Origin of the sequence: Pseudomonas sp. C1C7 (assembly GCF_013359595.1) — a bacterium.
Taxonomy (GTDB): domain Bacteria; phylum Pseudomonadota; class Gammaproteobacteria; order Pseudomonadales; family Pseudomonadaceae; genus Aquipseudomonas.
Window position 1 is genome coordinate 87,599 of the sequence record NZ_JABFMP010000017.1, and the last position, 22,250, is coordinate 109,848.

Here is a 22,250-nt window from a genome sequence, read left to right on the forward strand (position 1 = left end):
ACGGCTCCGCGACCTTTGAAATGAAGTACCTCTAACGCCCTCGCCGCTGAGCTGCTCGCCGCGCGCGGGCAGCTCTGCTGCGATTAAAAAAACTTCTTGAAAATCGAGTATCAAAATGAAAAACCATTTCGCAGCTTTTACCGCCGTCGTACTGATCGGCCTGGCCCCCCATGTACTCGCGGCTTCGAGCACCGACCTGACGGTCACCGGCACCATTACGCCCGTCGCCTGCATGCCCACCCTGCCCAACGGTGGCGTGGTTGACTTTGGAAAGATTGCGGCCAGGGATCTGAATCTCACCTCAGACACCATTCTGGAGCCGAAGACACTGAACCTCGAAGTGAATTGCCCTGCCACGGCGCTGCTCGCGGCTCAATTGTTCGACAACCGCAAAGGCACGGCGTCTTTGATCGCACCCTGGGCTTTCGGCCTCGGTCTGATCAACGGCACGCAGAAGCTGGGGCATTACACGATGTTCACAGAACGCGCGGAAGCTGACGGCATGCCAGGGCAGGCCATTGTCTCACTGGACCAAGGGGCAAGCTGGAGCACCAATATCATTCTGCGCAGTGACCACTACCTGGCGGTGGCCGCCAGCGATGACTGGAGCAAGCCGGTTGCGGTGCAGAACATGAAAATTCAGCTGAATCTGACCGCCGCCATCGCTCGCGCCGACGGTCTTGACCTCAGCAACGAAGTCAGCCTCGATGGCTCGACCACTTTCGAGGTCAAGTACCTTTAACCCGCTGCTCCTCTATCACCCCTATGAGTGGCTCAGGCGCCGGCTGAAAAATGTTTCTCAAAAATTGAGCATGAACAAATGAAATATTACTTCGCAGCATTTACCTATGCCGCAATGATCAGTGCGGCACCTATTACACAGGCAGCATCGAGCACCGACCTGTCTGTCACCGGCAGCATTACGCCCAGTGCATGCACACCGAACCTGTCGGATGGTGGTATCGCCGACTACGGAAAAATTTTGGCCAGAGATCTGAATCAGAACGGCTATACCGCACTGCAACAACGTGAGTTGACTCTGTCAGTCCAGTGCGAAGGGGCTACCCGGGTCGCACTGTTGAGTGTCGACAATCGTGCCGACTCGAACGATTCAAATGCCACTTTCGGCCTGGGAAAAATCAATGGCACCCAGAACATCGGAATGTACAGTTTGAATATGCACACGGCGCTTGCCGACGGTGCAGTGGTACGGACGGTCAAGTCCCCTGACGGTGAAACCGGCTGGCACTACCACATGATCTGGGAGCCGGGAGAGTACGTGTCGGTGGCAGCCCAAGGGGATACCGGGAATCAGCCGATCAGTGTTCAAGACCTGACCTTTGTTCTGAGACTTCTGACGTGGATCAAGCCAGCCCGTGAGTTGGACCTTAGTCAGCAGGTATACCTCGACGGCTCTGCCACCCTTGAAATGAAGTACCTGTAACGCCGTCTTTGCCCGGAATCGGATGCCGGGCAAAGACCGATCTCGGCACCCGACCATACAAACTCAAGAAAAGGATCTCACGATGCACAGTCGATCCCCATGGCTTGCGACAACCTTCCTCATGGGCATCACGCCCATGGTTCACGCGGCGTCCGCCGTGGACCTGACGGTCAATGGCCTCATCACCCCCGCCGCCTGCACCCCAAGCCTGTCCAACCATGGCCTTGTCGACTACGGCAAGATCTCCCGGCAGGACCTGAGTGTCGACAAGCGCACACAACTGCGCGACCAGATGCTCGACTTCAGCATCCAATGCAGCGCGCCTGCGCGTTTCGCCCTGACGATGCGCGACAATCGCGAAGGCTCGGCCATCGTCAACAGCGAGATTTACTACGGCCTGAATTACGACAACGGCAGCAACAAGATCGGCCTGTATTCGCTGAATTTCGATCCGCTCGCCACGGTGGTGGATGGCTGGTCGCAGGTGTTTCGAACCGACTCCACCACTGGCGGCCTGGCCTGGAGCTCATCCAATAGCCGATCCATTCCCATTGGCGCCCGCAGCTACCTGGGCTTTACCGACGTAGCCGGCAGCAGCGCGGGCCCGATTGCCCTCCAGCAGCTGACGAGCCGGGTGACGGTCGAGACGGTCATAGCGCCGACTGCCGAACTGGACCTGAGCGTCGATGTGCTGCTCGACGGCTCGGCGACGCTGGACGTGGTGTACTTGTGATCAAACCTTTTCGCTGACCACCTGCACATACAGCGAGCGTCCGGCACCGAGTCCTGCAACGATTGCCCCGACGCCGAGCACACCGAAGATCCAGCCCACGGCGTTCCAGCCACCGGTCCAGTCGTGCACGATGCCGACCGCGAACGGCCCCATGGACGCCAGGGTGTAGCCGAAGCCCTGGGCCATGCTCGACAGGTTGGCCGCCACATGGGAATCGCGCGAACGCAGCACGATCAGGGTCAACGCCAGGCTGAATGTGCCGCCCTGCCCCAGGCCAAGCAGGATCGCCCAGCCCCACAGACCTTCGATCGGTGCGTACAGGCAACCGAACAGGCCGCCGAGGGTCATCACCATGACGATCACGATCGCCGGGCGCTGATCCTTGCCCCGGGTCGCCAGCCACGGGGCGGCCAGAGAGCTGAGCAACTGCACGATGACCGAACCCGACAGCACCAGCCCGGCCTGGGTCGGGGTCAGGCCGCGACCGATCAGGATCGACGGCAACCAGCCAAACACGATGTACGCCAGGGACGATTGCAGGCCCATGTACAGGGTCACTTGCCAGGCCAATGGATCACGCAGCAGACCGCGAACCTTGTAGGCCACGTTGTGCGTGCCGTGTTTCTGGCCGACCTGCGGCAGCCAGAACAGCGCCGCGACCAGCGCCGGGATTACCCAGAACCCCAGGCCCAGCGCCCAGCTTTTGTCGAAATGCTCACTCAGCGGCACGGTCGCCCCCGCCGCCATCGCCGCGCCCAGGCACAGGGCCATGGTGTAGACACCGGTCATGGTCCCGGCCTGTTTCGGGAAGTCGCGCTTGACGATGCCCGGCAGCAATACGCCAATCACACCGATGCTGGCACCGGCCAGAACGCTACCGGCGAACAGGCCGATCGAACCGAAAGAACTGCGCAGGATGATGCCGCAGGCCAACGTCAGGAGAATGCCCAGCACCACGCGCTCGGCACCGAAACGTCGCGCCAGCACCGGCGCCAGTGGCGCGAACAGACCAAGGCAGAGCACCGGCAGGGTCGTCAGCAAACCGGCCTGGGATGCCGACAAACCGAGGGCTTTGGACACTTCGCTGAGCATCGGCGCCATGCTCGACAGCGCCGGTCGCAGGTTCAGCGCCACCAGAATCAATCCCAGCAACAACAGCCATGGCCGCCGCAGTACCGGATGGCTCTGCTGGACCTGCTCGTCGTCGGCCTCGGCATCGATCAGCAGCTCTTCGAGCTCCGTCTTGCGTTTGGCTTCGGTGATCTGGCTGTTGCTGCTGGACATGGCGTTCTCGGTTTCAAGGTTCATTGATCAACTGCCTCGACAAGGCTTTGGCCCGTTCCGGGTCGCGTTGCTCGACGGCATCGAGCAGTTCGATATGCAGGTCGAACACTGCCTGACGCCGCGGGGTGACATTCAGGCAGTGACGCAATTGCTCGCCGACGACGCTGGAGAAGTAGCGATACAGCTCGCTGAGGGTGGGGTTGTGCGCGGCGTCGACAAGACGCCGGTGGAACACCAGATCGCAGGCGATGTAGGTGTCGAGATCGCCGTGGTAGTGACTGCCGCTGACACCCAGCGCTTCACGCAAGGCCACCAGGTCTTCCTCGGTCCGGCGCAACGCCGCCAGGCCAATCGCCTCGACCTCGAGGATGTGCCGGGTCTCCCGCGCATGCTCCAGCGAGCACTGCGACAACACCTTCAGGGTGTCCAGCGGATCGACCAGCCCCCGCAGATAACTGCCGTCGCCCTGGCGGATCTCGATCAACCCGGAAAACGCCAGAACGCGCATGGCTTCACGCACGGTGTTACGGCTGATGCCCAGTTCGGCTGACAACTCGGGTTCGGTGGGCAAGCGCTGGCCGACCACCCAAACGCCCTGATTGATGCGCTGACGCAACTGATCCAGGGCCTGGTCAACCAAGGATCGTTTTACTAGTGGAGAAATGTCTGACATGGAATTCGCCCTTTCATCCAATCATAGGATGAATTTTCCTACAGGGTAATCAGCTACGAGTAGGACGGCAACTGCCTACGGTCAGAGGGAGGGAAAAGAGCGGGATTTTCGATTAGTCAAAATTACCCTTTAAGGGTAATTTCAGGGACAGGGTTTGGTTTCTTATGGAAAAGAAAACACCTCATTACAACCTCGCGTTGATAAAGGCGGATGTGCGGCGTTTGGGGGCAAAAGCGTTTACCAGGACGGCGAGGGAAAACGCCAGGGATCTCGGTTTCAGCATCACGGAAATGCAGGAAGCTGTCTTCGAACTGGAACGCGACATGTTGTACAAATCGATGACCACCTATGACGATCACAGAGTCTGGCAGGACGTCTATCACACTCATTCGTGCGGTTTGGAGATCTACATCAAGGTGACCTGCTGCACAAACGGTGAACCTCCGGTGATCTCTTTCAAGGAGAGAAAATCATGAAAACAAAGCAATGCCTCAGTTGTGGCAGACGTGACGGAATGACGCATTTCGAAGGTCGTGGTGAAACCATGATCGTCAAAGGCATGGAGCGTCGGCTGGATGACTTGTCTGGCTGGGAATGCCAAGCCTGCGGGGAAGTCATACACGATCCGGATTCCGCAGAGCGATATTCAGACGCATGTGATGAATTGGTCCTTGCCGCCAGACGGATGATCGGCAACGAAATGAAGCAGATCCGTCGCAAGCTGAATTTGTCGCAAAGGGAAGCCGTACTTCTGCTCTCCGGAGGCGGGCACAACGCTTTTTCCCGTTACGAACGCGGCGAGGTGCTAGCGCCGAAGACGTTGGTATTGCTGATGCGCCTGCTCGATCGGTATCCGCACTTACTGGTCGATGCGAAATCCCTGGCTGAAGGTGCGGATTTGCGGGGTTCGAAAAGCATCGTGCACAAAGAGCACGAAACCCTCACCACATCCTGACGCTATCCCTACACGTTTGCATGCGACGGTAAATCGCGCCCAAAAATAAACCCGGACCAGGTCCGGGTTTATTTCGTTACCAGTTTCGTTACCCAGTGCCGATCAATGCAGGATCTGGCTCAGGAACAACTTGGTGCGATCGTTCTGCGGGTTGTCGAAGAAGTCGTTCGGCGCGGCCTGTTCGACGATTTCGCCCTTGTCCATGAAGATCACGCGGTTGGCCACGGTGCGGGCGAAGCCCATTTCGTGGGTCACGCAGAGCATGGTCATGCCGTCTTCGGCCAGGCCGATCATGGTGTCCAGCACCTCTTTCACCATCTCAGGGTCGAGTGCCGACGTCGGTTCGTCGAACAGCATGATTTTCGGTTTCATGCACAGCGCACGGGCAATCGCTACACGCTGCTGCTGACCGCCGGACAGTTGCCCCGGGTACTTGTGCGCCTGCTCCGGAATGCGTACGCGTTCCAGGTAATGCATGGCGATTTCTTCGGCCTTGCGCTTGGGCATCTTGCGCACCCACATCGGCGCCAGGGTGCAGTTCTGCAGAATGGTCAGGTGCGGGAACAGGTTGAAGTGCTGGAACACCATGCCGACTTCACGGCGGATCGCTTCGATCTGCTTGAGGTCGTTGGTCAGCTCCACGCCATCGACCACGATGCGGCCCTGCTGGTGCTCTTCCAGACGGTTGAGGCAGCGGATGGTGGTGGACTTGCCCGAACCCGACGGACCGCACAGCACGATACGCTCGCCCTGCTTGACGTTCAGGTTGATGTCTTTCAACACGTGGAACTGGCCGTACCACTTGTTCACGCCCTGCATCTGAATAATGCCTTCAGGGCCCACAGGCTTCTTGATTGCTTCGCTCATCGGAAAACTTCCTAAATTAGGTAGCGACTTAGCGCTTGTGGCCTGTGTCGAGCTTGCGTTCCAGATGCATGGAATAGCGCGACATGCCAAAACAGAAAATCCAGAACACCAGGGCGGCGAACACGTAGCCTTCGGTGGCCATGCCCAGCCATTTCGGGTCGGCGGCGGCTTGCTTGACGCTGTTGAGCAGGTCGAACAGGCCGATGATGATCACCAGGCTCGTGTCCTTGAACAGCGCGATGAAGGTGTTGACGATGCCCGGGATCACCAGCTTCAGGGCTTGCGGCAGGATCACCAGGCCCATGCTGCGCCAGTAACCCAGGCCCATCGCCGCGGCCGCTTCGTACTGCCCTTTCGGAATCGCCTGCAGACCGCCGCGCACCACCTCGGCCACGTAGGCCGACTGGAACATGATCACGCCGATCAGTGCCCGCAGCAGCTTGTCGAAGTTCATGCCTTCAGGCAGGAACAGCGGCAGCATCACCGAGGACATGAACAGCACCGTGATCAACGGCACGCCGCGCCAGAATTCGATGAAGGTCACGCAGACCACACGAATCGCCGGCATGTTCGAACGACGGCCCAGCGCCAGGACGATCCCCAGCGGCAACGCACCGGCAATACCGACGGTGGCGATCACCAGGGTCAGCATCAGGCCGCCCCACTGGCTGGTCGCCACTTGCGGCAGGCCGAAGACGCCGCCATGCAACAGGCACCAGGCGATGATCGGGTACAGCACCAGGAAGCACAGGCCGTACACCGCTTTGCGCGGGAAGCGCGAGATGAACAGCGGTGCCGCACCGAGGACCGCCAGCCACACGGTCAGGTCCACGCGCCAGCGCAGTTCCGGCGGGTAGTAGCCGTACATGAACTGGCCGAAACGCTGCTGGATGAACACCCAGCAGGCGCCTTCCTTGGTGCAGTCGGCGCGGGTGGTGCCGACCCAGTTGGCGTCGAGGATCGCCCACTGGATGATCGGCGGAACCACCAGGTAGATCAGGTAGAACGCGAACAGGGTCAGCAGGGTGTTGAGCCAGCTGGAGAACATGTTCGCGCGGATCCACGCCACCACACCGATGCTACTGCTCGGTGGCGGCATGTCAGGTTTGAAAGTATGAGTGCTCATGCGCTTTTCCTTACCGCTCGATCAGCGCAATGCGCTTGTTGTACCAGTTCATCAGCAGGGAAATGCTGATACTGATTGCCAGGTACACGCTCATGGTGATCGCAATCACCTCGATCGCCTGCCCGGTCTGGTTCAGCACGGTACCGGCGAACAGCGACACCATTTCCGGATAACCGATACCGGCGGCCAGGGAGGAGTTTTTCACCAGGTTCAGGTACTGGCTGGTCAACGGCGGAATGATCACGCGCAGGGCTTGCGGGATGATCACCTTGCGCAGGGTCGGACCGTTGCGCAGGCCCAGGGAGTGCGCCGCTTCGGTCTGGCCGTGGCTGACGGACTTGATGCCCGAGCGCACGATCTCGGCGATGAATGCCGCGGTGTACACGGTCAGCGCCAGGGTCAGTGCCAGCAGTTCCGGGATCAGGACCCAGCCACCGACGAAGTTGAAGCCCTTGAGCACCGGCATTTCCCAATGCACGGGCGAGCCGAAGATCAGCGCGCACAACGCAGGGATCACCAGGAACATGGCCAGGCCGACCCAGAACTTGTGGAACGGCTCGCCGGTTTCCTCGAAACGCTTGTTGGCCCAGCGGCTCATCAGCACGATGGCGACGATGGCCACCACGATGCTGGCCACGAACGGCCAGAAACCGTCGGCCATCAGCGCGGCCGGCATGTTCAGGCCACGGGAGCTGACGAAGAAGGTGTCGCCGAAGTTGTGGCTGTTGCGCGGCCCCGGCATGGTCAGGAACACCGCGAAATACCAGAACAGGATCTGCAGCAGCGGCGGGATGTTACGGAAAACCTCCACATAGACGGTCGCCAGCTTGGCGATGATCCAGTTCTTCGAAAGACGGGCCACGCCGATGATGAAGCCCAGGATGGTCGCCAGAATCACGCCGATGAAGCTCACCAGCAAGGTGTTGAGCAGGCCGATGACGAACACCCGGGCATAGCTGTCCGCTTCGGTGTAGTCGATCAGGTGTTGAGCGATGCCGAAGCCGGCACTGCGCTCCAGAAAGTCGAAACCGGAGGTGATGCCCCGGTGCTGAAGGTTGGTCTGGGTGTTGTCGAACAGGTACCAGCCCATCGAGACCACCGCGACAATGGTGATGATCTGGAAGAGCCACGCACGCACTTTAGGATCGCTGAGACTGAGTCTCTGCTTTGGTGCGCCGATTGAATTTTGCATGAAGTGCCCCGGTAATAATGGAACAGAACATCACCCGGCAGTTGGCCTGCCGGGTGATAGAACCATCAGCGCACTGGTGGTGCGTATTGGATGCCGCCAGCGTTCCACAGCGCGTTCAGGCCGCGGTCGATTTCCAGCGGAGTGCTCTTGCCGAGGTTTTTCTCGAACACTTCACCGTAGTTGCCGACCTGCTTGACGATCTGCACAACCCAGTCTTTCTTCACTTTCAGGTCTTTGCCGTATTCACCGTCGGCACCCAGCAGACGAGCGACGTCCGGGTTCTTGGTGGACTTGGCTTCAGCTTCGACGTTCTGGGACGTCACGCCGGCTTCTTCAGCGTTGAGCATGGCGTAGCCAACCCAGCGCACGATGGCCAGCCACTCGTCGTCGCCGTTACGCACGACCGGGCCCAGTGGCTCCTTGGAAATGGTTTCCGGCAGCACCACGTAGTCCTTCGGCGCGGCCAGCTTGCTGCGCTGGGCGAACAGCTGGGACTTGTCGGAGGTCAGCACGTCGCAACGACCGGATTCCAGCGACTTGGCGCTTTCATCGGAGGTGTCGAAAGTGATCGGGGTGTACTTCAGGCCGTTGGCGCGGAAGTAGTCGGAAACGTTCAGTTCGGTGGTGGTACCGGCCTGGATGCAGATGGTCGCGCCATCCAGTTCCTTGGCACTCTTCACGCCCAGCTTGTTGTTGGCCAGGAAGCCGATGCCGTCGTAGTAAGTGATGAAGCCAGGGAATTTCAGACCCATGCCCGCGTCACGGGAGCTGGTCATGGTGGTGTTACGGGACAGGATGTCGATTTCGCCCGACTGCAGGGCGGTGAAACGCTCTTTGGCGTTCAACTGGCTGAACTTGACCTTGGTCGCATCGCCGAACACGGCAGCGGCCACGGCGCGGCAGTAGTCAGCGTCGATACCGACGATCTTGCCGGTGGAGTCCGGAACCGAGAAGCCCGGCAGACCATCGCTGACGCCACACTGCACGAAACCCTTCTTCTGCACTGCATCCAGGGTTGCACCCGCCTGAGCGAACCCGCTGACACCGAGAACTGTTGCAGCAGTCACGATGGCCAGGGTGGATTTCAACATCTTCATTCAAACCTCCAGTTTTGCTCTTGTTGTGTCGGAGCGTGAGTCCTGCCGCACCCTTTTGAGGCGTTGTTGACCCGAGTTGGCTTGTTGTGGGGTCAAGCGACCAGAGACCGTAGCTATGAGTCTAGTAGGAGAAAATCCACATAATGGACAACTCACTTCTCACCAATCGGCCGAACGGGCTGTAGCCCTTTCACGTTCGCGAAGCCCGTAGCGGCCTGTGGCGAACATCCATCACCGGATTCTTTGCTATCCCACCGCCAGAAATGGCCTGATAGTGTTACCGCCAGATGTGGGATCTTCGTACCAGCTCCCCTATAGCAAGGCCCGTACCACACCGACCAATTAAGCGGGAAAGCGACAGGTCAATAGCAAAACTTGTAACCTTGCGACATCTTCGTAACTGATCAACCAGACGCGCCCTCAAGCCCCGCACTTAATGAGAGCGCACGCACACAATTGGAGCAGACATGTCCGAGCCCTTGATTCTTCACCCCGCCAAGACAGAAGACGCCTGCGTCATCTGGCTGCACGGCCTGGGCGCCGATCGCTACGACTTCCTGCCGGTGGCCGAAGCCCTGCAGGAAAGCCTGACCACCACCCGCTTCGTGCTGCCCCAGGCACCGACCCGCGCCGTGACCATCAACGGCGGTTACGAGATGCCGAGCTGGTACGACATTTTGGCCATGAGCCCGGCGCGAGCGATCGACCGCGATCAGCTGGAAGCCTCCGCCGATCGCATAATCGAACTGATCGAACAACAGCGAGCCAGCGGAATAGACGCCTCGCGGATTTTCCTGGCAGGTTTTTCCCAGGGCGGCGCGGTGGTATTACACACCGCGTTCCTGAAATGGCAGGGTCCGCTCGGTGGCGTACTTGCCCTCTCCACCTATGCCCCGACCTTCAGCGATGAGCTGGAACTGTCCGCCAGCCAGCAGCGCATTCCGGTGCTGTCGCTGCACGGTCAGTACGACGACGTGGTGCAAAACTCGATGGGGCGCACCGCTTACGAGTATTTGAAGTCCCATGGTGTCACCGTGACATGGCAGGAGTACCCAATGGCCCACGAAGTGTTACCCGAGGAAATTCGCGACATCGGTGTGTGGCTTGCTGAACGTTTGCGCTAAACGTTTTACCGGCGTTTTTGTGTTTAAAAGCGCCCTTTGATCCATCCCACTACGCCGCGCCCGTTTCTTGCATTACACTGGCCGGCGTACATTCCTTAACCAATTGATGAGATGACCGTGCTCAAAGCACTCAAGAAAATGTTCGGTAAAAGCGAGACCGAACAACTCGCGCCAGCCCCCAGCGCTCCGTCTCACCAGCCCAGCCACCGCACCGACGGTAATCAGCCTGGCCGGACCGCTCCCACAGCGGCACCGAAAGACGAACCGCGACCTGAGCCAAAGCGTACGCCCTCAGCCAATCCGGCGCCCGAGCAGCCACGCAGCGAAACGCCCAAACCCGCCAAACCCCGCCGCGAACCGAAGCCCAAGGCCCCGGTGATCCCGTGGAAACTCGAAGACTTCGTCGTCGAGCCCCAGGAAGGCAAGACCCGCTTCCACGACTTCAAACTCTCCCCGGAACTGATGCACGCCATCCAGGACCTGGGCTTTCCTTATTGCACGCCGATCCAGGCACAGGTGCTGGGCTTCACCCTCGCCGGCAAGGACGCCATCGGCCGCGCCCAGACCGGCACCGGCAAGACCGCCGCGTTCCTGATTTCGATCATCACCCAACTGCTGCAGACCCCGCCGCCGAAAGAGCGCTACATGGGCGAGCCACGGGCGCTGATCATCGCGCCGACCCGCGAACTGGTGGTGCAGATCGCCAAGGACGCCGCGGACCTGACCAAGTACACCGGCCTGAACGTCATGACGTTCGTCGGCGGCATGGACTTCGACAAGCAACTCAAGCACCTCGAAGCCCGTCACTGCGACATCCTCGTGGCCACCCCCGGCCGCCTGCTGGACTTCAACCAGCGCGGCGACGTGCACCTGGACATGGTCGAAGTGATGGTGCTGGACGAAGCCGACCGCATGCTCGACATGGGCTTCATCCCGCAAGTGCGCCAGATCATTCGCCAGACACCGCCCAAGTCCGAACGCCAGACGCTGCTGTTCTCCGCGACCTTCACCGACGACGTGATGAACCTGGCCAAGCAGTGGACCACCGATCCTGCCATCGTCGAAATCGAAGCCACCAACGTGGCCAGCGACAACGTCGAACAGCACATCTATGCGGTGGCCGGCGCCGACAAATACAAACTGCTCTACAACCTGGTCAACGACAACGGCTGGGAGCGGGTGATCGTGTTCGCCAACCGCAAGGATGAAGTGCGACGCATCGAGGAACGCCTTGTGCGCGACGGCATCAACGCCGCGCAACTGTCGGGCGACGTGCCGCAGCACAAGCGCATCAAGACCCTGGAAGGTTTCCGCGAAGGCAAGATCCGCGTGCTGGTGGCCACCGACGTGGCCGGTCGCGGGATCCACATCGACGGCATCAGCCACGTGATCAACTTCACCCTGCCGGAAGTGCCGGACGACTACGTGCACCGTATCGGCCGGACCGGTCGTGCAGGCGCCGACGGCGTGTCCATCAGCTTTGCCGGCGAAGACGACTCCTACCAGCTACCGGCCATCGAAGAGATGCTGGGCAAGAAGATCAGCTGCGAAATGCCGCCGACCCATCTGTTGCGGGCGGTTGAGCGCAAACGTCACTGACGGATGAGTTGCGGGAAAGAGGCGCAGCCGGAAACGGACTGCGCTTTTTTTTCGCCCGGATATTGCTCATCAGGACTAAAAGTCCATAATGGACAAATTAGTTTATAAATCGCCTCCGGAGTCGACCATGTCCAGCACCCCCTACGTGATCACCCAACCTCAGGCCCGCGAGTTGCTGGCCCAGGTCGACGTACCGCAGATCCTGCGCAAACTGTTCCGCGACCTCGCTACCGGGCAAGCGGTGCAGCCGGCTCAGCAACTGGTGGAGTTTCCACAAGGGGCCGGCGATTTCATCAACTACCTGGGCGTGCTGGCGGAAGATGGCGTGTACGGGGTCAAGACTTCGCCCTACATCGTTCGCGAACAGGAGCCGCTGGTGACGGCCTGGACCTTGCTGATGTCGATGCAGACCGGTCAGCCGCTGCTGCTGTGCGATGCCGGTGAGCTGACCACTGCACGCACCGCCGCGACCACCGCCGTGGCCATCGATGCCCTGGCGCCGCTGAAGGCCTCGCGTCTGGCGATCATCGGCAGTGGCAAGGTGGCCCAGGCCCATGTGCATTACGTGAAGGGTCTGCGTGACTGGCAGAGCATCAGCATTTACTCGCCGGGCCTGAGCGAGAGCAGCGCCGAGGAGCAGGCGCAGATCAGAAGCCTCGACCCGCGACTGAACATCGTCGACAGCCGTGAAGTGGCGATGGCCGATGCGGATGTGATCATGCTGTGCACCTCGTCGGCGGGCCCTGTGATCGACCCGTCCACCTTGAGCAAACCAGCGCTGATTACTTCCATCAGCACCAACGCCCCGCGCGCCCACGAAGTACCGCCGCAGAGCCTCCAGGACATGCAGGTGTTCTGCGACTACCGCGTGACCACCCCGGGCTCGGCCGGGGAAATGCTGATCGCCGGCGAACAGCATGGCTGGAACAAGAGCGCGATCCTCGGCGACCTGCCGGATCTGCTCAGCGAAAAAGTGCAGCGCCCGGCGTATGACCGGCATGTGTTCTTCCGTTCCATTGGTTTGGGGCTGGAAGATATTGCGTTGGCGAATGCCATCTATCGCCTGCAGGCCTGACACATAACTCTGTGGGAGCCGGCTTGCCGGTCAACTAAGGAAAAACGCGTTCCATGTAGCAGCCGAACGCAGGCTTCGCCAGCTGCTACAGGTCCTGCAGCGGTTTAACTGATTCGGGCAAGCCCGCTCCCACAGGATTTTTTTACATCTTCGGCTTTGCACTCACACTGGAGTTATCTATGAGCCAGGCAGACTTCATCATCATCGGCGGCGGGATTGCCGGCGCTTCCACCGGTTTCTGGCTGTCGCAGCACGGGCGCGTGATTGTGCTCGAGCGCGAGTCGCACCCGGCCTATCACTCCACCGGGCGCTCGGCGGCGTTGTTCACCGCAGCCTATGGCACACCCCAGGTACGCGCCCTGACCCTGGCCAGCCGTGATTTCTTCGACGCCCCGCCCAGCGGTTTCTGCGAACACCCGCTGCTGACCCCGCGCGGCGAGATGACTGTGGATTTCACCGGTGATCCCGCCGAGCTGAACAGCCAATACCAGAGCGCCAAGTCCACGGTGCCCGAGATGCAGCTGCTCAGCGCCGACGAGGCCTGCGAGCGGGTGCCGATCCTGCGCCGCGAGAAAGTCCACGGCGCGCTGTATGACCCGACCGCCAGCGACATCGACACCGATGCCCTGCACCAGGGCTATCTGCGCGGCATCCGTCGCAATCAGGGCGAAGTCCATACCGACTGCGAAGTGCAAGGCCTGAGCCGCGACGCCCTGGGGCTGTGGCAGGTGCAGACCTCCACCGGCACCTTCAGCGCGAAGATCATCATCAACGCCGCCGGCGCCTGGGCCGACAAGATCGGCGAACTGGCCGGCGCTCGCCCGCTGGGCCTGCAACCCAAGCGTCGCGCGGCCTTCATCTTCGCCGGCCCCGAGGGCGTGGACATCCACCATTGGCCAATGCTGGTCAGCCTCGACGAGTCCTTCTATATGAAACCGGACGCCGGCATGTTCCTCGGCTCGCCGGCCAACGCCGACCCGGTCGAGCCCCACGACGTACAGCCTGAAGAGCTGGACATCGCCATGGGCATCTACCAGATCGAAGAATCCACCACCCTGACCATCCGCCGTCCGACCCGCACCTGGGCCGGCTTGCGCAGCTTCGTCAGCGATGGCGATCTGCTGTCCGGTTTCGATCCGCAGGTGCCTGGCCTGTTCTGGGTCGCGGCGCAAGGCGGCTACGGCATCCAGACCTCGCCGGCCATGGGCCAGGCCAGCGCCGCCCTGGTTCGCGGCGCGGCGCTGCCCGAGCAACTGACCCGCTTCGGCCTGAACGCCGAGATGCTCTCCCCCGCTCGCCTGGGCTGATCGCTACCTCCACCTGAGCCAGCCTCGCGTGACGCGCCGACACGATTGCGGCACACTTTCAGAGCCCCGTTCCACGGGGCGCTGATGCTGCCCGGAGCCCCCTGCATGAACGCACCCGAAAAAGACCCGGCCTTGAACGACGCCGCCCTGGATAACTTCCGGGCGATCGCCGATGCCATCGCCACCCTGTTCTTCCCCCACGCCGAGGTGGTGCTGCACGACCTGCGCACGCAGAAGGTCGACTACATCGCCAACAACCTGTCCAAGCGGGTGGTCGGCGACGATTCGGCGCTGGAAGACATGCTCAGCGAAGATGTCGACGAACGAAACATCGGGCCGTACGAAAAGCTCAATTGGGATGGTCAGAACATTCGCAGCGTCAGCACCGTGCTGCGCGACAGCGAAGGTCATCCGCTGGGCGTGTTGTGCATCAATCTGAATATTTCGCTGTTCGAGAATGCCAAGGCCGCGCTGGACCTGTTCCTGTCACCGACCAAACTGATCCCGCAACCGGACGCGCTGTTTCGCGATGACTGGCAGGAACGGATCAACACCTTCCTCCACGCCTGGCTGCGCGAACGCCAGCTGAGCCTGAACCTGCTGACCCGCGATCACAAACGCGAACTGGTGCTGGCCCTGCATGCCGAAGGGGCGTTCAAAGGCAAAAGCTCGTCGAACTATGTGGCCAATGTGCTGAACATGGGGCGGGCGACGGTTTATAAGCATTTGAAGGAGTTGAAGGGTTAAACCCTGGAATTTGCGTTGCCTGGTCTGACGCCTTCGCGGGCAAGCCTCGCTCCTGCAGGTCACGCGAAATCCTGCAGGAGCGAGGCTTGCCCGCGAAGACTGGCTATCAATCGCCGTAGATATCGGACTTGAAGTACTTATCGGAAATCTTCTGGTACTCGCCATTCGCGCGAATGCCATCGATGGCCGTGTTCAACTGGCTGACCAGTTCGGCATTACCCTTGCGCACGGCAATCCCGGCGCCCTCGCCCACGTACTTCGGATCCTTGAGCTCAGGCCCGACAAACGCGTAACCCTTGCCGCGCGGCATCGACAGGAAGTCGTTGAGCGGGATGGTGTCGGCGAAGACCGCGTCCAGGCGACCGGCCGCCAGGTCCATGTAGATCTCTTCGTTGTTGCCATAACGCTTGACGATGATGCCCTTGGGCTCGAACACCTCGGTGGCGTAGCGGTCGGTGGTGGTCGCACGCTGCACGCCGACGGTCTTGCCCTTGAGGCTGGCGTACTGGTCATCCACCACCGCGCCTTCTTTCATCACCAGGCGCGAGGACGTGAAGTAGTACTTGTGGGTGAAATCCACCGATTTCTTGCGGTCGTCGTTGATGGTCATGGACGACAGGGCCATGTCGATCTTCTTCACTTTCAACGAAGGAATCAGGCCGTCGAACTCACCTTCGACCCACACGCACTTGACCTTCATCTCGGCGCACAGGGCGTTGCCGATGTCGTAGTCGAAACCGACGATTTCGCCCTTGTCGGTCTTGGAAGCAAACGGTGGATAAGCGGCCTCGATACCGATACGCAGGGTTTTCTCGGCGGCATACAGACTGGAGCACGCCAACAGGCTCAGGGCCAGACCGGTGATGAGGGGGAACTTCTTCATATTCGTTCTCTCGCGGGTTGTTGTTGGTTTTGCAAGACAGAAGAAAAAGCGATAGCGGTGGACAGCCTTTTTTGTACTTATAAATCCATATTGGACTTTTAGGTACAAACCGTCAATGAGGCAAACGGGGTTGGACCCGACCAATGGTCGGGAGGTGAGTCAGCAGGATTTTTTGTGTTTCGTCTGAAGCCATCGCGGGCAAGCCCGCTCCCACAGTGTCCGTGTCGCACACGGAATATGTGTAAACCATTGAACCTGTGGGAGCGGGCTTGCCCGCGATGGCGTACTTGAGAGCGATACAGGCCTTACTGCTTCCAGCGATCCGCCGCCGCATGATCGCTGTCGCGCCCTTCGACCCAGCGCGGGCCTTCGGGGGTGTTCTCTTTTTTCCAGAACGGCGCGCGGGTTTTCAGGTAGTCCATGACAAAGGCGCAGGCATCGAAGGCGGCCTGGCGATGGGCGCTGGCGGCGCCGACGAAGACGATCGGCTCGCCGGGCTCCAGCGCGCCGATGCGGTGCAGCACTTCGAGCTTGAGCAACGGCCAGCGCTGCTCGGCCTCGGTGACGATCTTGCCGAGGGCTTTTTCGGTCATGCCCGGATAGTGTTCAAGGAACATCCCGGCCACATCGAGCCCGTCATTGAAGTCGCGCACATAACCGACAAAACTCACCACCGCCCCCACGCCAACGTTGGCGGCGTGCATGGCGTTCACCTCAACCCCTGGATCGAACGGCTCGGGCTGGACACGGATCGCCATGGTTTCAGCCCCCGGTCACGGTCGGAAAAAACGCCACTTCATCGCCGTCGGCCACCGGCTCATCGAGCTGGCACAGGTCTTCGTTGCGCGCACACATCAGGTTCTGCTCGCTCAACACCTCGGCGCCTTCACGCTGGGCCAGCAACGCACGCACGTCGTCGACCGTGGCGAACGGGCCCTGGACCTCAAGCGAATCCATGCCCAGGGCTTCACGATAACGGGCGAAAAACTTCACGGTGACGTTCATGGCTGCTCCGCCTGGAAGTGACCGCTCTTGCCGCCGAGCTTTTCCAGCAGCTTGACGCTTTCGATGGTCATGCCACGATCCACCGCCTTGCACATGTCATAGATGGTCAGGGCCGCGACGCTGGCGGCGGTCAGGGCTTCCATCTCCACCCCGGTCTGCCCGGACAGCTTGCAGCGCGCGACGATGCGGACGCTGTCGTCGCCCTCGGCACCGAGTTCGACCTTGACCCCGGTCAGCATCAGCGGGTGGCACAGCGGAATCAGATCGCTGGTTTTCTTCGCCGCCTGGATGCCGGCGATGCGCGCGACGGCAAACACATCACCCTTGGGGTGACCGCCGCTGACGATCATCTGCAGGGTTTCGGGCAGCATGCGCACCAGCGCTTGGGCCGTCGCCTCACGGAACGTCACGTCTTTGTCGGTGACGTCGACCATGTTGGCGCGACCTTGGGAATCGAGATGAGTTAGCACGGGGCCTCCTTGAGGCAGCTGCAAGCGGCAAGCTACAAGCGGCAAGTGAAAAGCGCTGTTGAGCTGTGAATATGGAAGCAAGCATTTAAGCAGCCGAAAGCTGCAAGCTTCAAGCGGCAAGTGAAAATCACTCGTACCGCTTGCAGCTTGCAGCTTGCAGCTTGCAGCTTGCAGCTTGCAGCTTGCAGCTTAGAGATGCGATTCGGCGTATTCGGCCAGAATTGAGCGAGGCACCCCTTGCAGGGTGATGTGCACGCCGTTCGGGAAGTCCTTGAAGCGTTCGGTCAGGTAGGTAAGCCCGGAGCTGGTCGCGGACAGGTAAGGGGTGTCGATCTGTGCCAGGTTGCCCAGGCACACCACTTTGGAACCGGCGCCGGCACGGGTGATGATGGTTTTCATCTGGTGCGGCGTGAGGTTCTGGCATTCGTCGATCAGGATCAGGCTCTGCTGGAAGCTGCGGCCTCGAATGTAATTGAGGGATTTGAACTGCAGCGGGACGCGCTCGAGGATGTACTCGACGCTGCCATGGGTGCTTTCGTCATCCATGTGCAAGGCTTCGAGGTTGTCAGTGATGGCGCCCAGCCAAGGCTCCATTTTTTCCGCTTCGGTGCCGGGCAGAAAACCGATCTCCTGATCCAGGCCCTGCACGCTGCGGGTGGCGATGATACGGCGATAACGCTTGCTGACCATGGTCTGCTCGATCGCAGCGGCCAGGGCCAGGATGGTTTTACCGGAGCCGGCGGCCCCGGACAGATTGACCAGATGGATGTCCGGATCGAGCAAGGCGAACAGCGCCAGGCTCTGATAGATGTCACGGGGTTTCAGGCCCCAGGCTTCCTGATGCAGCAGCGGTTCCTGATGCAGGTCCAGGATCAGCAGTTGGTCGCCGTCGATTTCCTTGACCCAGCCGACGAAGCCCTGCTCGTCGATGATGAACTCGTTGATATGCACCGCCGGCAGGTTGTCGATCAGATTCACCTGATGCCAGGTGCGGCCATGACCCTGACGGGTTTCGACCTTGCTCACCAGGTCCCAGAACGAGCCCTTGATATCGTGATAACCATTGGGCAGCAACGAAACGTCGTCTACCAGTTGGTCAGTGCTGTAGTCCTCGGCCTCAATCCCGCAGGCGCGGGCCTTGAGGCGCATGTTGATGTCTTTGGTGACCAGCACCACCGACTTCTTCAGGTGACGCGCCTGCAGATCGATCAGCTGGTTGATGATTTTGTTGTCGTTCAGATGTTCGGGCAGGAGGATATTCGGCTCCGCCTGCTTGCTCATCAGAATTGACAGCAAGCCTTTCGGGCCACCCTTGCCCCGCTGGATCGGCACACCCTGTTCCACATCCTCGGGCGTGGCGTCGCCCAGGGTCTTGTCGATCAGCCGGATGGCCTGGCGGCATTCGGCGGCAACGCTGTGATGCCCGCTCTTGAGCTTGTCGAGTTCCTCAAGCACGGTCATGGGGATGGCGACGTGGTGTTCTTCGAAATTGAGCAGCGCGTTTGGATCGTGAATCAATACGTTGGTATCGAGTACATAAAGGATTGGCTGGTTGGAAGAAGAGCTACGTCCGTGATCATCCATACTCGGTCACCTTTGTGGGAGCCATTCGACGCAATACCTTGGCGGTTATGCGCCTCGAAGTGACTGCCGAATTCACCTGCGGGGACTCAAGTGAACTGCACACGAGTAGGGTCTTGGAAGACGCCACCTGTGCTGCAGGTTTCGGCTGTCTGTCTTCGTAATACTCCAAAACACATGACAGAAAAAAGCACTTTGACGCTTTTTTGAAGTTTATTTTGCAGAGTGACGAAAAGCCCTTGGCGGACTGCCATCATCCGTTTACAGTCGGAAGTCAACCTGCTGCAAAATCCCTCCCAAAATCGCCCCGAACCCAATGTTTACGGGCTTTTGCCCTTCTGAATCAAAACGCGCCCCCTGTAGCCGCTGGCGAAGCCTGCGTCCGGCTGCTACAGGGACTGCGCAAATCCGTCCTGGCAATCCTCCCAACCGATCCCGCTCTGCGATGTTTGCGTCAGCAGCCAGGGCAACGCGGTTTTCACCCCGTCCTGCTTCACATTGAAATTGATCACGCCGTGACGCCATAGCAGCATCAGGGTCAGCACCCGTTGCGCGCTCTGCGGGCCCTTGAGTTTGCCGGCGCCGTCCTGCGCGTCGATGTCCCACAGGGCCACCTGCAGGCCCTGGGACTTGAAGAATGGCTCGGCGTCCGCGCGGCGCTGGCCATCGGGTGGACGGAACAACGGGACGTAGTTTTCCGGCAGCTTGCCCTTGACCAGATCGACGCTGCGCCGGACCGAGTCCTGCCAGTCCTGCCAATGGCTGTGGGAGCGGAATTCCCAGCCTTGCACGCCGACGCACTGGGTCGAAAACGTTGATTGCAGATTGGCCACCGACCCTTGCGCCAGACGCGCCTGGACGTCCTTGCCAAGGACGAAGAAAGTGCCGCTCATGTTCGCCTTGCGCAGGTAATCGGCCACCCAGTCGGTGTTGTCGGGTGCGGCATTGGCGGCGCTGTCGAAGGTCAGCAGGAACAGGCGGTCGTGCATGCCGTCGCCATTGCGTTCGTAGTCGCCGAATTGATCGACTTCGCTGGTGGTCTGCGGGAACAGCGCGGCCTTGCGCAGCTGTTCGTCCAGGTATTGGGCGTGGAACAGGCGGCTGGGTTCGGCCCACTTGATGTAGTAACTGTCTTCGCCGATCTGGAATTTGCCGGCCTGCTCACGCAGGGTCGGCATGTCCTCTACCAGGAAACAGAAGGACGCATCCTGATCGCAGCTCTGCTGGGCGAAATTGAAGCTGGTCAGCAGGCGTTGCCACAGCCGTTCGCGTACGCGGTTGACCGATTCCATGTTGACCGTGCGCAGGCCCAGGCGCTGGGCCAGTGCGGGCTCATCCAGGGCTTCGCTGGCCAGCAGTCCGCGGGCGAACATGAGGATTTCGGCGCGCGAGGCCACGTCGAACAGCGTCGGATTAGTGAGTTTTTCCGGCCAGGTGCCGCGATCGAGCGTCGCCACCTCACCCGGCGCCGCCATGGCGCCCAGGCTCAGAAGCCAGGCCGTGAACAGAAAAGCGATACGCAATGGGATGTCTCCATAACAAAACCCGCGCGGCACTATATCGCGGGAAGATCAAAAGATCGCAGCCTCGCTTCGCTCGACAGCTCCTGCAAATGTCCCGCCTTCCCAAGCCAACTCGAACCTGTAGGAGCTGTCGAGCGAAGCGAGGCTGCGATCTTGTCCCATGACACCACCGATCACCTATCACACCGATAGCTGGAGTCAACACCGACAACCCCCTAGAATCGCCCCCACGTTTAAAGGAGACGACTTCATGCTGATGGTGATTTCACCCGCCAAGACCCTCGATTACGAAACACCGCCGGCGACCCAGCGCTTTACCCAGCCGCAATACCTGGACCATTCCCAGGAGCTGATCCTGCAACTGCGTGACCTGACGCCGGCGCAGATCAGCGAGTTGATGCACGTCTCCGACAAGATCGGCGGGCTCAACGCCGCACGCTTCGGCAGCTGGACCCCGGCATTCACCCCGGAAAACGCCAAACAGGCGTTGCTGGCGTTCAAGGGCGATGTGTACACCGGGCTGAACGCGCAAACCTTCAGCGAAGCCGATTTCGATTACGCCCAGCAGCATCTGCGCATGCTCTCCGGCCTCTACGGCCTGCTGCGCCCGCTGGACCTGATGCAGCCTTATCGCTTGGAAATGGGCACCAAACTGGCCAACGCCCGCGGCAAGGACCTGTACGCCTTCTGGGGCTCGCGAATCAGCGAATGGCTGAACGAAGCCCTGGCCGATCAGGGTGACGATGTGTTGCTGAACCTGGCCTCCAACGAGTACTTCTCGGCGGTCAAACGCAGCGCCCTGAACGCGCGCATCATCAATACCGAGTTCAAGGACCTGAAGAACGGCCAGTACAAGATCATCAGCTTCTACGCCAAGAAGGCCCGGGGCCTGATGAGCCGCTTCGTCATCGAGGAACGGATCAATAATCCCGATGCCCTCAAACAGTTCGACGTCCAGGGCTATCGCTTCTGCGCCGAGCAATCCAAACCGGACAATCTGGTTTTCCTGCGCGATCACGCTCCCGAGTGATCCGTAAAAGTCGGCGCAGCAGTGGAAATCCACTCTGCGCCGCTCTGCTGATACCCCCTATGCTCCCCGCTCGATTCGCCATTTTTATGGCGCCAAAAACACACCAGTCAATTTTCTAACTTTAGTTTCATTCGACTTCGATCATTTTTTTCAGTAGTGGCACTGAAAATTTTTATCGGTACTGGCAAAAAACTATCCCCTGCGATTATCCGCCTATATATAAAGGGCGAAACGGCAAGTGCTATCAATATGAAAGCAGTGCCATCTTTCTCAATATTTCAAGAAATTTCAGAAATCACGATGACCGGATCGGAACTATGTCCGAATGCACTGCTCGAACCACCGGTAACGAATTTCTTCGAGATTGTGAGAAATAACTTACGCAGAACAGAGATCCATGTAGCGAAGTTATCCCTGTAACTTCCACAGACTTATCCCTGATTTGGGCAATATTGAACGGACAGCGAAGACCCCTCTATGGCTATTTCCAACAGAGCTTGGGCAGCGCATCTATAGCGTGCTCAGCAGAGCACCC

23 protein-coding genes are annotated in these 22,250 nt (G+C 60.0%); 11 read left to right on the forward strand and 12 right to left on the reverse strand.

Translation table 11 applies throughout. The features are described from left to right. Positions 1-115: 115 nt before the first annotated feature. The 3 genes from HNO86_RS15950 to HNO86_RS15960 all read left to right on the forward strand — a co-directional run bounded on the left by HNO86_RS15950 (position 116) and on the right by HNO86_RS15960 (position 2,177). Entirely contained in the window at positions 116-742 is a 627-nt protein-coding gene (locus HNO86_RS15950) for a DUF1120 domain-containing protein (protein WP_175377902.1), read from the forward strand. 78 nt (positions 743-820) lie between these two features. Further along, complete coding sequence (locus HNO86_RS15955; protein ID WP_175377903.1) at positions 821-1,444, forward strand: DUF1120 domain-containing protein; 624 nt, start codon at positions 821-823, stop codon at positions 1,442-1,444. 82 nt (positions 1,445-1,526) lie between these two features. Continuing rightward, a complete protein-coding gene (locus tag HNO86_RS15960) occupies positions 1,527-2,177 on the forward strand; it encodes a DUF1120 domain-containing protein (RefSeq protein ID WP_175377904.1) in 651 nt (216 codons plus the stop codon). On the opposite strand, the gene HNO86_RS15965 is transcribed toward HNO86_RS15960, so the two are convergent. Together HNO86_RS15965 and HNO86_RS15970 are read right to left on the reverse strand one after the other, a co-directional pair. Next, positions 2,178-3,485, reverse strand: coding sequence for a CynX/NimT family MFS transporter (locus HNO86_RS15965; RefSeq protein ID WP_175377905.1), 1,308 nt, complete (start codon positions 3,483-3,485; stop codon positions 2,178-2,180). Further along, entirely contained in the window at positions 3,475-4,134 is a 660-nt protein-coding gene (locus tag HNO86_RS15970; protein ID WP_175377906.1) for a FadR/GntR family transcriptional regulator, read from the reverse strand. Before HNO86_RS15970 ends, HNO86_RS15965 begins: the two co-directional genes overlap by 11 nt. A gap of 164 nt (positions 4,135-4,298) precedes the next feature. Between HNO86_RS15970 and HNO86_RS15975 the strand changes: the two genes are divergently transcribed. Both HNO86_RS15975 and HNO86_RS15980 read left to right on the forward strand, forming a co-directional pair. Continuing rightward, positions 4,299-4,610, forward strand: coding sequence for a type II toxin-antitoxin system MqsR family toxin (locus HNO86_RS15975; protein WP_175377907.1), 312 nt, complete (start codon positions 4,299-4,301; stop codon positions 4,608-4,610). Continuing rightward, positions 4,607-5,089, forward strand: a complete 483-nt coding sequence (locus HNO86_RS15980; RefSeq protein ID WP_175377908.1) for a type II toxin-antitoxin system MqsA family antitoxin — start codon at positions 4,607-4,609, stop codon at positions 5,087-5,089. Before HNO86_RS15975 ends, HNO86_RS15980 begins: the two co-directional genes overlap by 4 nt. A 102-nt stretch (positions 5,090-5,191) precedes the next feature. Here HNO86_RS15980 and HNO86_RS15985 read toward each other — a convergent pair whose 3' ends face one another. From HNO86_RS15985 to HNO86_RS16000, 4 genes are all read right to left on the reverse strand, one after another. Next, entirely contained in the window at positions 5,192-5,956 is a 765-nt protein-coding gene (locus tag HNO86_RS15985) for an amino acid ABC transporter ATP-binding protein (RefSeq protein WP_016771581.1), read from the reverse strand. Positions 5,957-5,984: 28 nt separating this feature from the next. After that, positions 5,985-7,082: an amino acid ABC transporter permease gene (locus HNO86_RS15990; protein ID WP_175377909.1), complete on the reverse strand. Its 1,098-nt coding sequence runs from the start codon at positions 7,080-7,082 to the stop codon at positions 5,985-5,987. Between the two features lie 10 nt (positions 7,083-7,092). Next, complete coding sequence (locus HNO86_RS15995; protein ID WP_175377910.1) at positions 7,093-8,274, reverse strand: amino acid ABC transporter permease; 1,182 nt, start codon at positions 8,272-8,274, stop codon at positions 7,093-7,095. Positions 8,275-8,339: 65 nt separating this feature from the next. Further along, entirely contained in the window at positions 8,340-9,371 is a 1,032-nt protein-coding gene (locus tag HNO86_RS16000; RefSeq protein WP_175377911.1) for an amino acid ABC transporter substrate-binding protein, read from the reverse strand. A 467-nt stretch (positions 9,372-9,838) separates the two neighbouring features. Between HNO86_RS16000 and HNO86_RS16005 the strand changes: the two genes are divergently transcribed. The 5 genes from HNO86_RS16005 (at position 9,839) to HNO86_RS16025 (ending at position 15,223) form a co-directional block, all read left to right on the forward strand. Continuing rightward, positions 9,839-10,495 carry an alpha/beta hydrolase gene (locus HNO86_RS16005; RefSeq protein WP_175377912.1) on the forward strand — a complete coding sequence of 219 codons (657 nt, stop codon included), beginning with the start codon at positions 9,839-9,841 and terminating at the stop codon, positions 10,493-10,495. 111 nt (positions 10,496-10,606) lie between these two features. Then, positions 10,607-12,094: an ATP-dependent RNA helicase RhlB gene (rhlB, locus tag HNO86_RS16010; RefSeq protein ID WP_175377913.1), complete on the forward strand. Its 1,488-nt coding sequence runs from the start codon at positions 10,607-10,609 to the stop codon at positions 12,092-12,094. Between the two features lie 127 nt (positions 12,095-12,221). Then, on the forward strand, positions 12,222-13,169 hold the full coding sequence (locus HNO86_RS16015; protein WP_175377914.1) for an ornithine cyclodeaminase family protein: 948 nt from the start codon (positions 12,222-12,224) through the stop codon (positions 13,167-13,169). A 179-nt stretch (positions 13,170-13,348) separates the two neighbouring features. Continuing rightward, positions 13,349-14,476: an FAD-binding oxidoreductase gene (locus HNO86_RS16020; protein ID WP_175377915.1), complete on the forward strand. Its 1,128-nt coding sequence runs from the start codon at positions 13,349-13,351 to the stop codon at positions 14,474-14,476. Positions 14,477-14,581: 105 nt separating this feature from the next. Beyond that, positions 14,582-15,223, forward strand: coding sequence for a transcriptional regulator (locus tag HNO86_RS16025; RefSeq protein ID WP_175377916.1), 642 nt, complete (start codon positions 14,582-14,584; stop codon positions 15,221-15,223). Between the two features lie 106 nt (positions 15,224-15,329). Here the strand turns inward: HNO86_RS16025 and HNO86_RS16030 are convergent, their stop codons facing one another. The 6 genes from HNO86_RS16030 to HNO86_RS16055 form a co-directional block, all read right to left on the reverse strand. Then, on the reverse strand, positions 15,330-16,106 hold the full coding sequence (locus HNO86_RS16030; protein ID WP_175377917.1) for an ABC transporter substrate-binding protein: 777 nt from the start codon (positions 16,104-16,106) through the stop codon (positions 15,330-15,332). A gap of 305 nt (positions 16,107-16,411) precedes the next feature. Further along, positions 16,412-16,864, reverse strand: a complete 453-nt coding sequence (gene moaE, locus HNO86_RS16035; RefSeq protein WP_175377918.1) for a molybdopterin synthase catalytic subunit MoaE — start codon at positions 16,862-16,864, stop codon at positions 16,412-16,414. A gap of 4 nt (positions 16,865-16,868) precedes the next feature. Then, the gene (gene moaD / locus HNO86_RS16040) at positions 16,869-17,111 is read right to left on the reverse strand and encodes a molybdopterin converting factor subunit 1 (RefSeq protein ID WP_175377919.1); all 243 of its coding nucleotides are present in this window, start codon (positions 17,109-17,111) and stop codon (positions 16,869-16,871) included. Beyond that, complete coding sequence (gene moaC / locus HNO86_RS16045; RefSeq protein WP_175377920.1) at positions 17,108-17,581, reverse strand: cyclic pyranopterin monophosphate synthase MoaC; 474 nt, start codon at positions 17,579-17,581, stop codon at positions 17,108-17,110. The genes moaD and moaC overlap by 4 nt, the downstream gene beginning before the upstream one ends. Before the next feature lie 189 nt (positions 17,582-17,770). Next, positions 17,771-19,165, reverse strand: a complete 1,395-nt coding sequence (locus tag HNO86_RS16050) for a PhoH family protein (RefSeq protein WP_175377921.1) — start codon at positions 19,163-19,165, stop codon at positions 17,771-17,773. Between the two features lie 386 nt (positions 19,166-19,551). Further along, positions 19,552-20,685 carry a polysaccharide deacetylase family protein gene (locus HNO86_RS16055; RefSeq protein WP_175377922.1) on the reverse strand — a complete coding sequence of 378 codons (1,134 nt, stop codon included), beginning with the start codon at positions 20,683-20,685 and terminating at the stop codon, positions 19,552-19,554. Positions 20,686-20,935: 250 nt separating this feature from the next. On the opposite strand from HNO86_RS16055, the gene yaaA reads away from it, so the two are divergent. Beyond that, entirely contained in the window at positions 20,936-21,715 is a 780-nt protein-coding gene (yaaA, locus tag HNO86_RS16060) for a peroxide stress protein YaaA (RefSeq protein WP_175377923.1), read from the forward strand. The last annotated feature ends 535 nt before the right edge of the window (positions 21,716-22,250 follow it).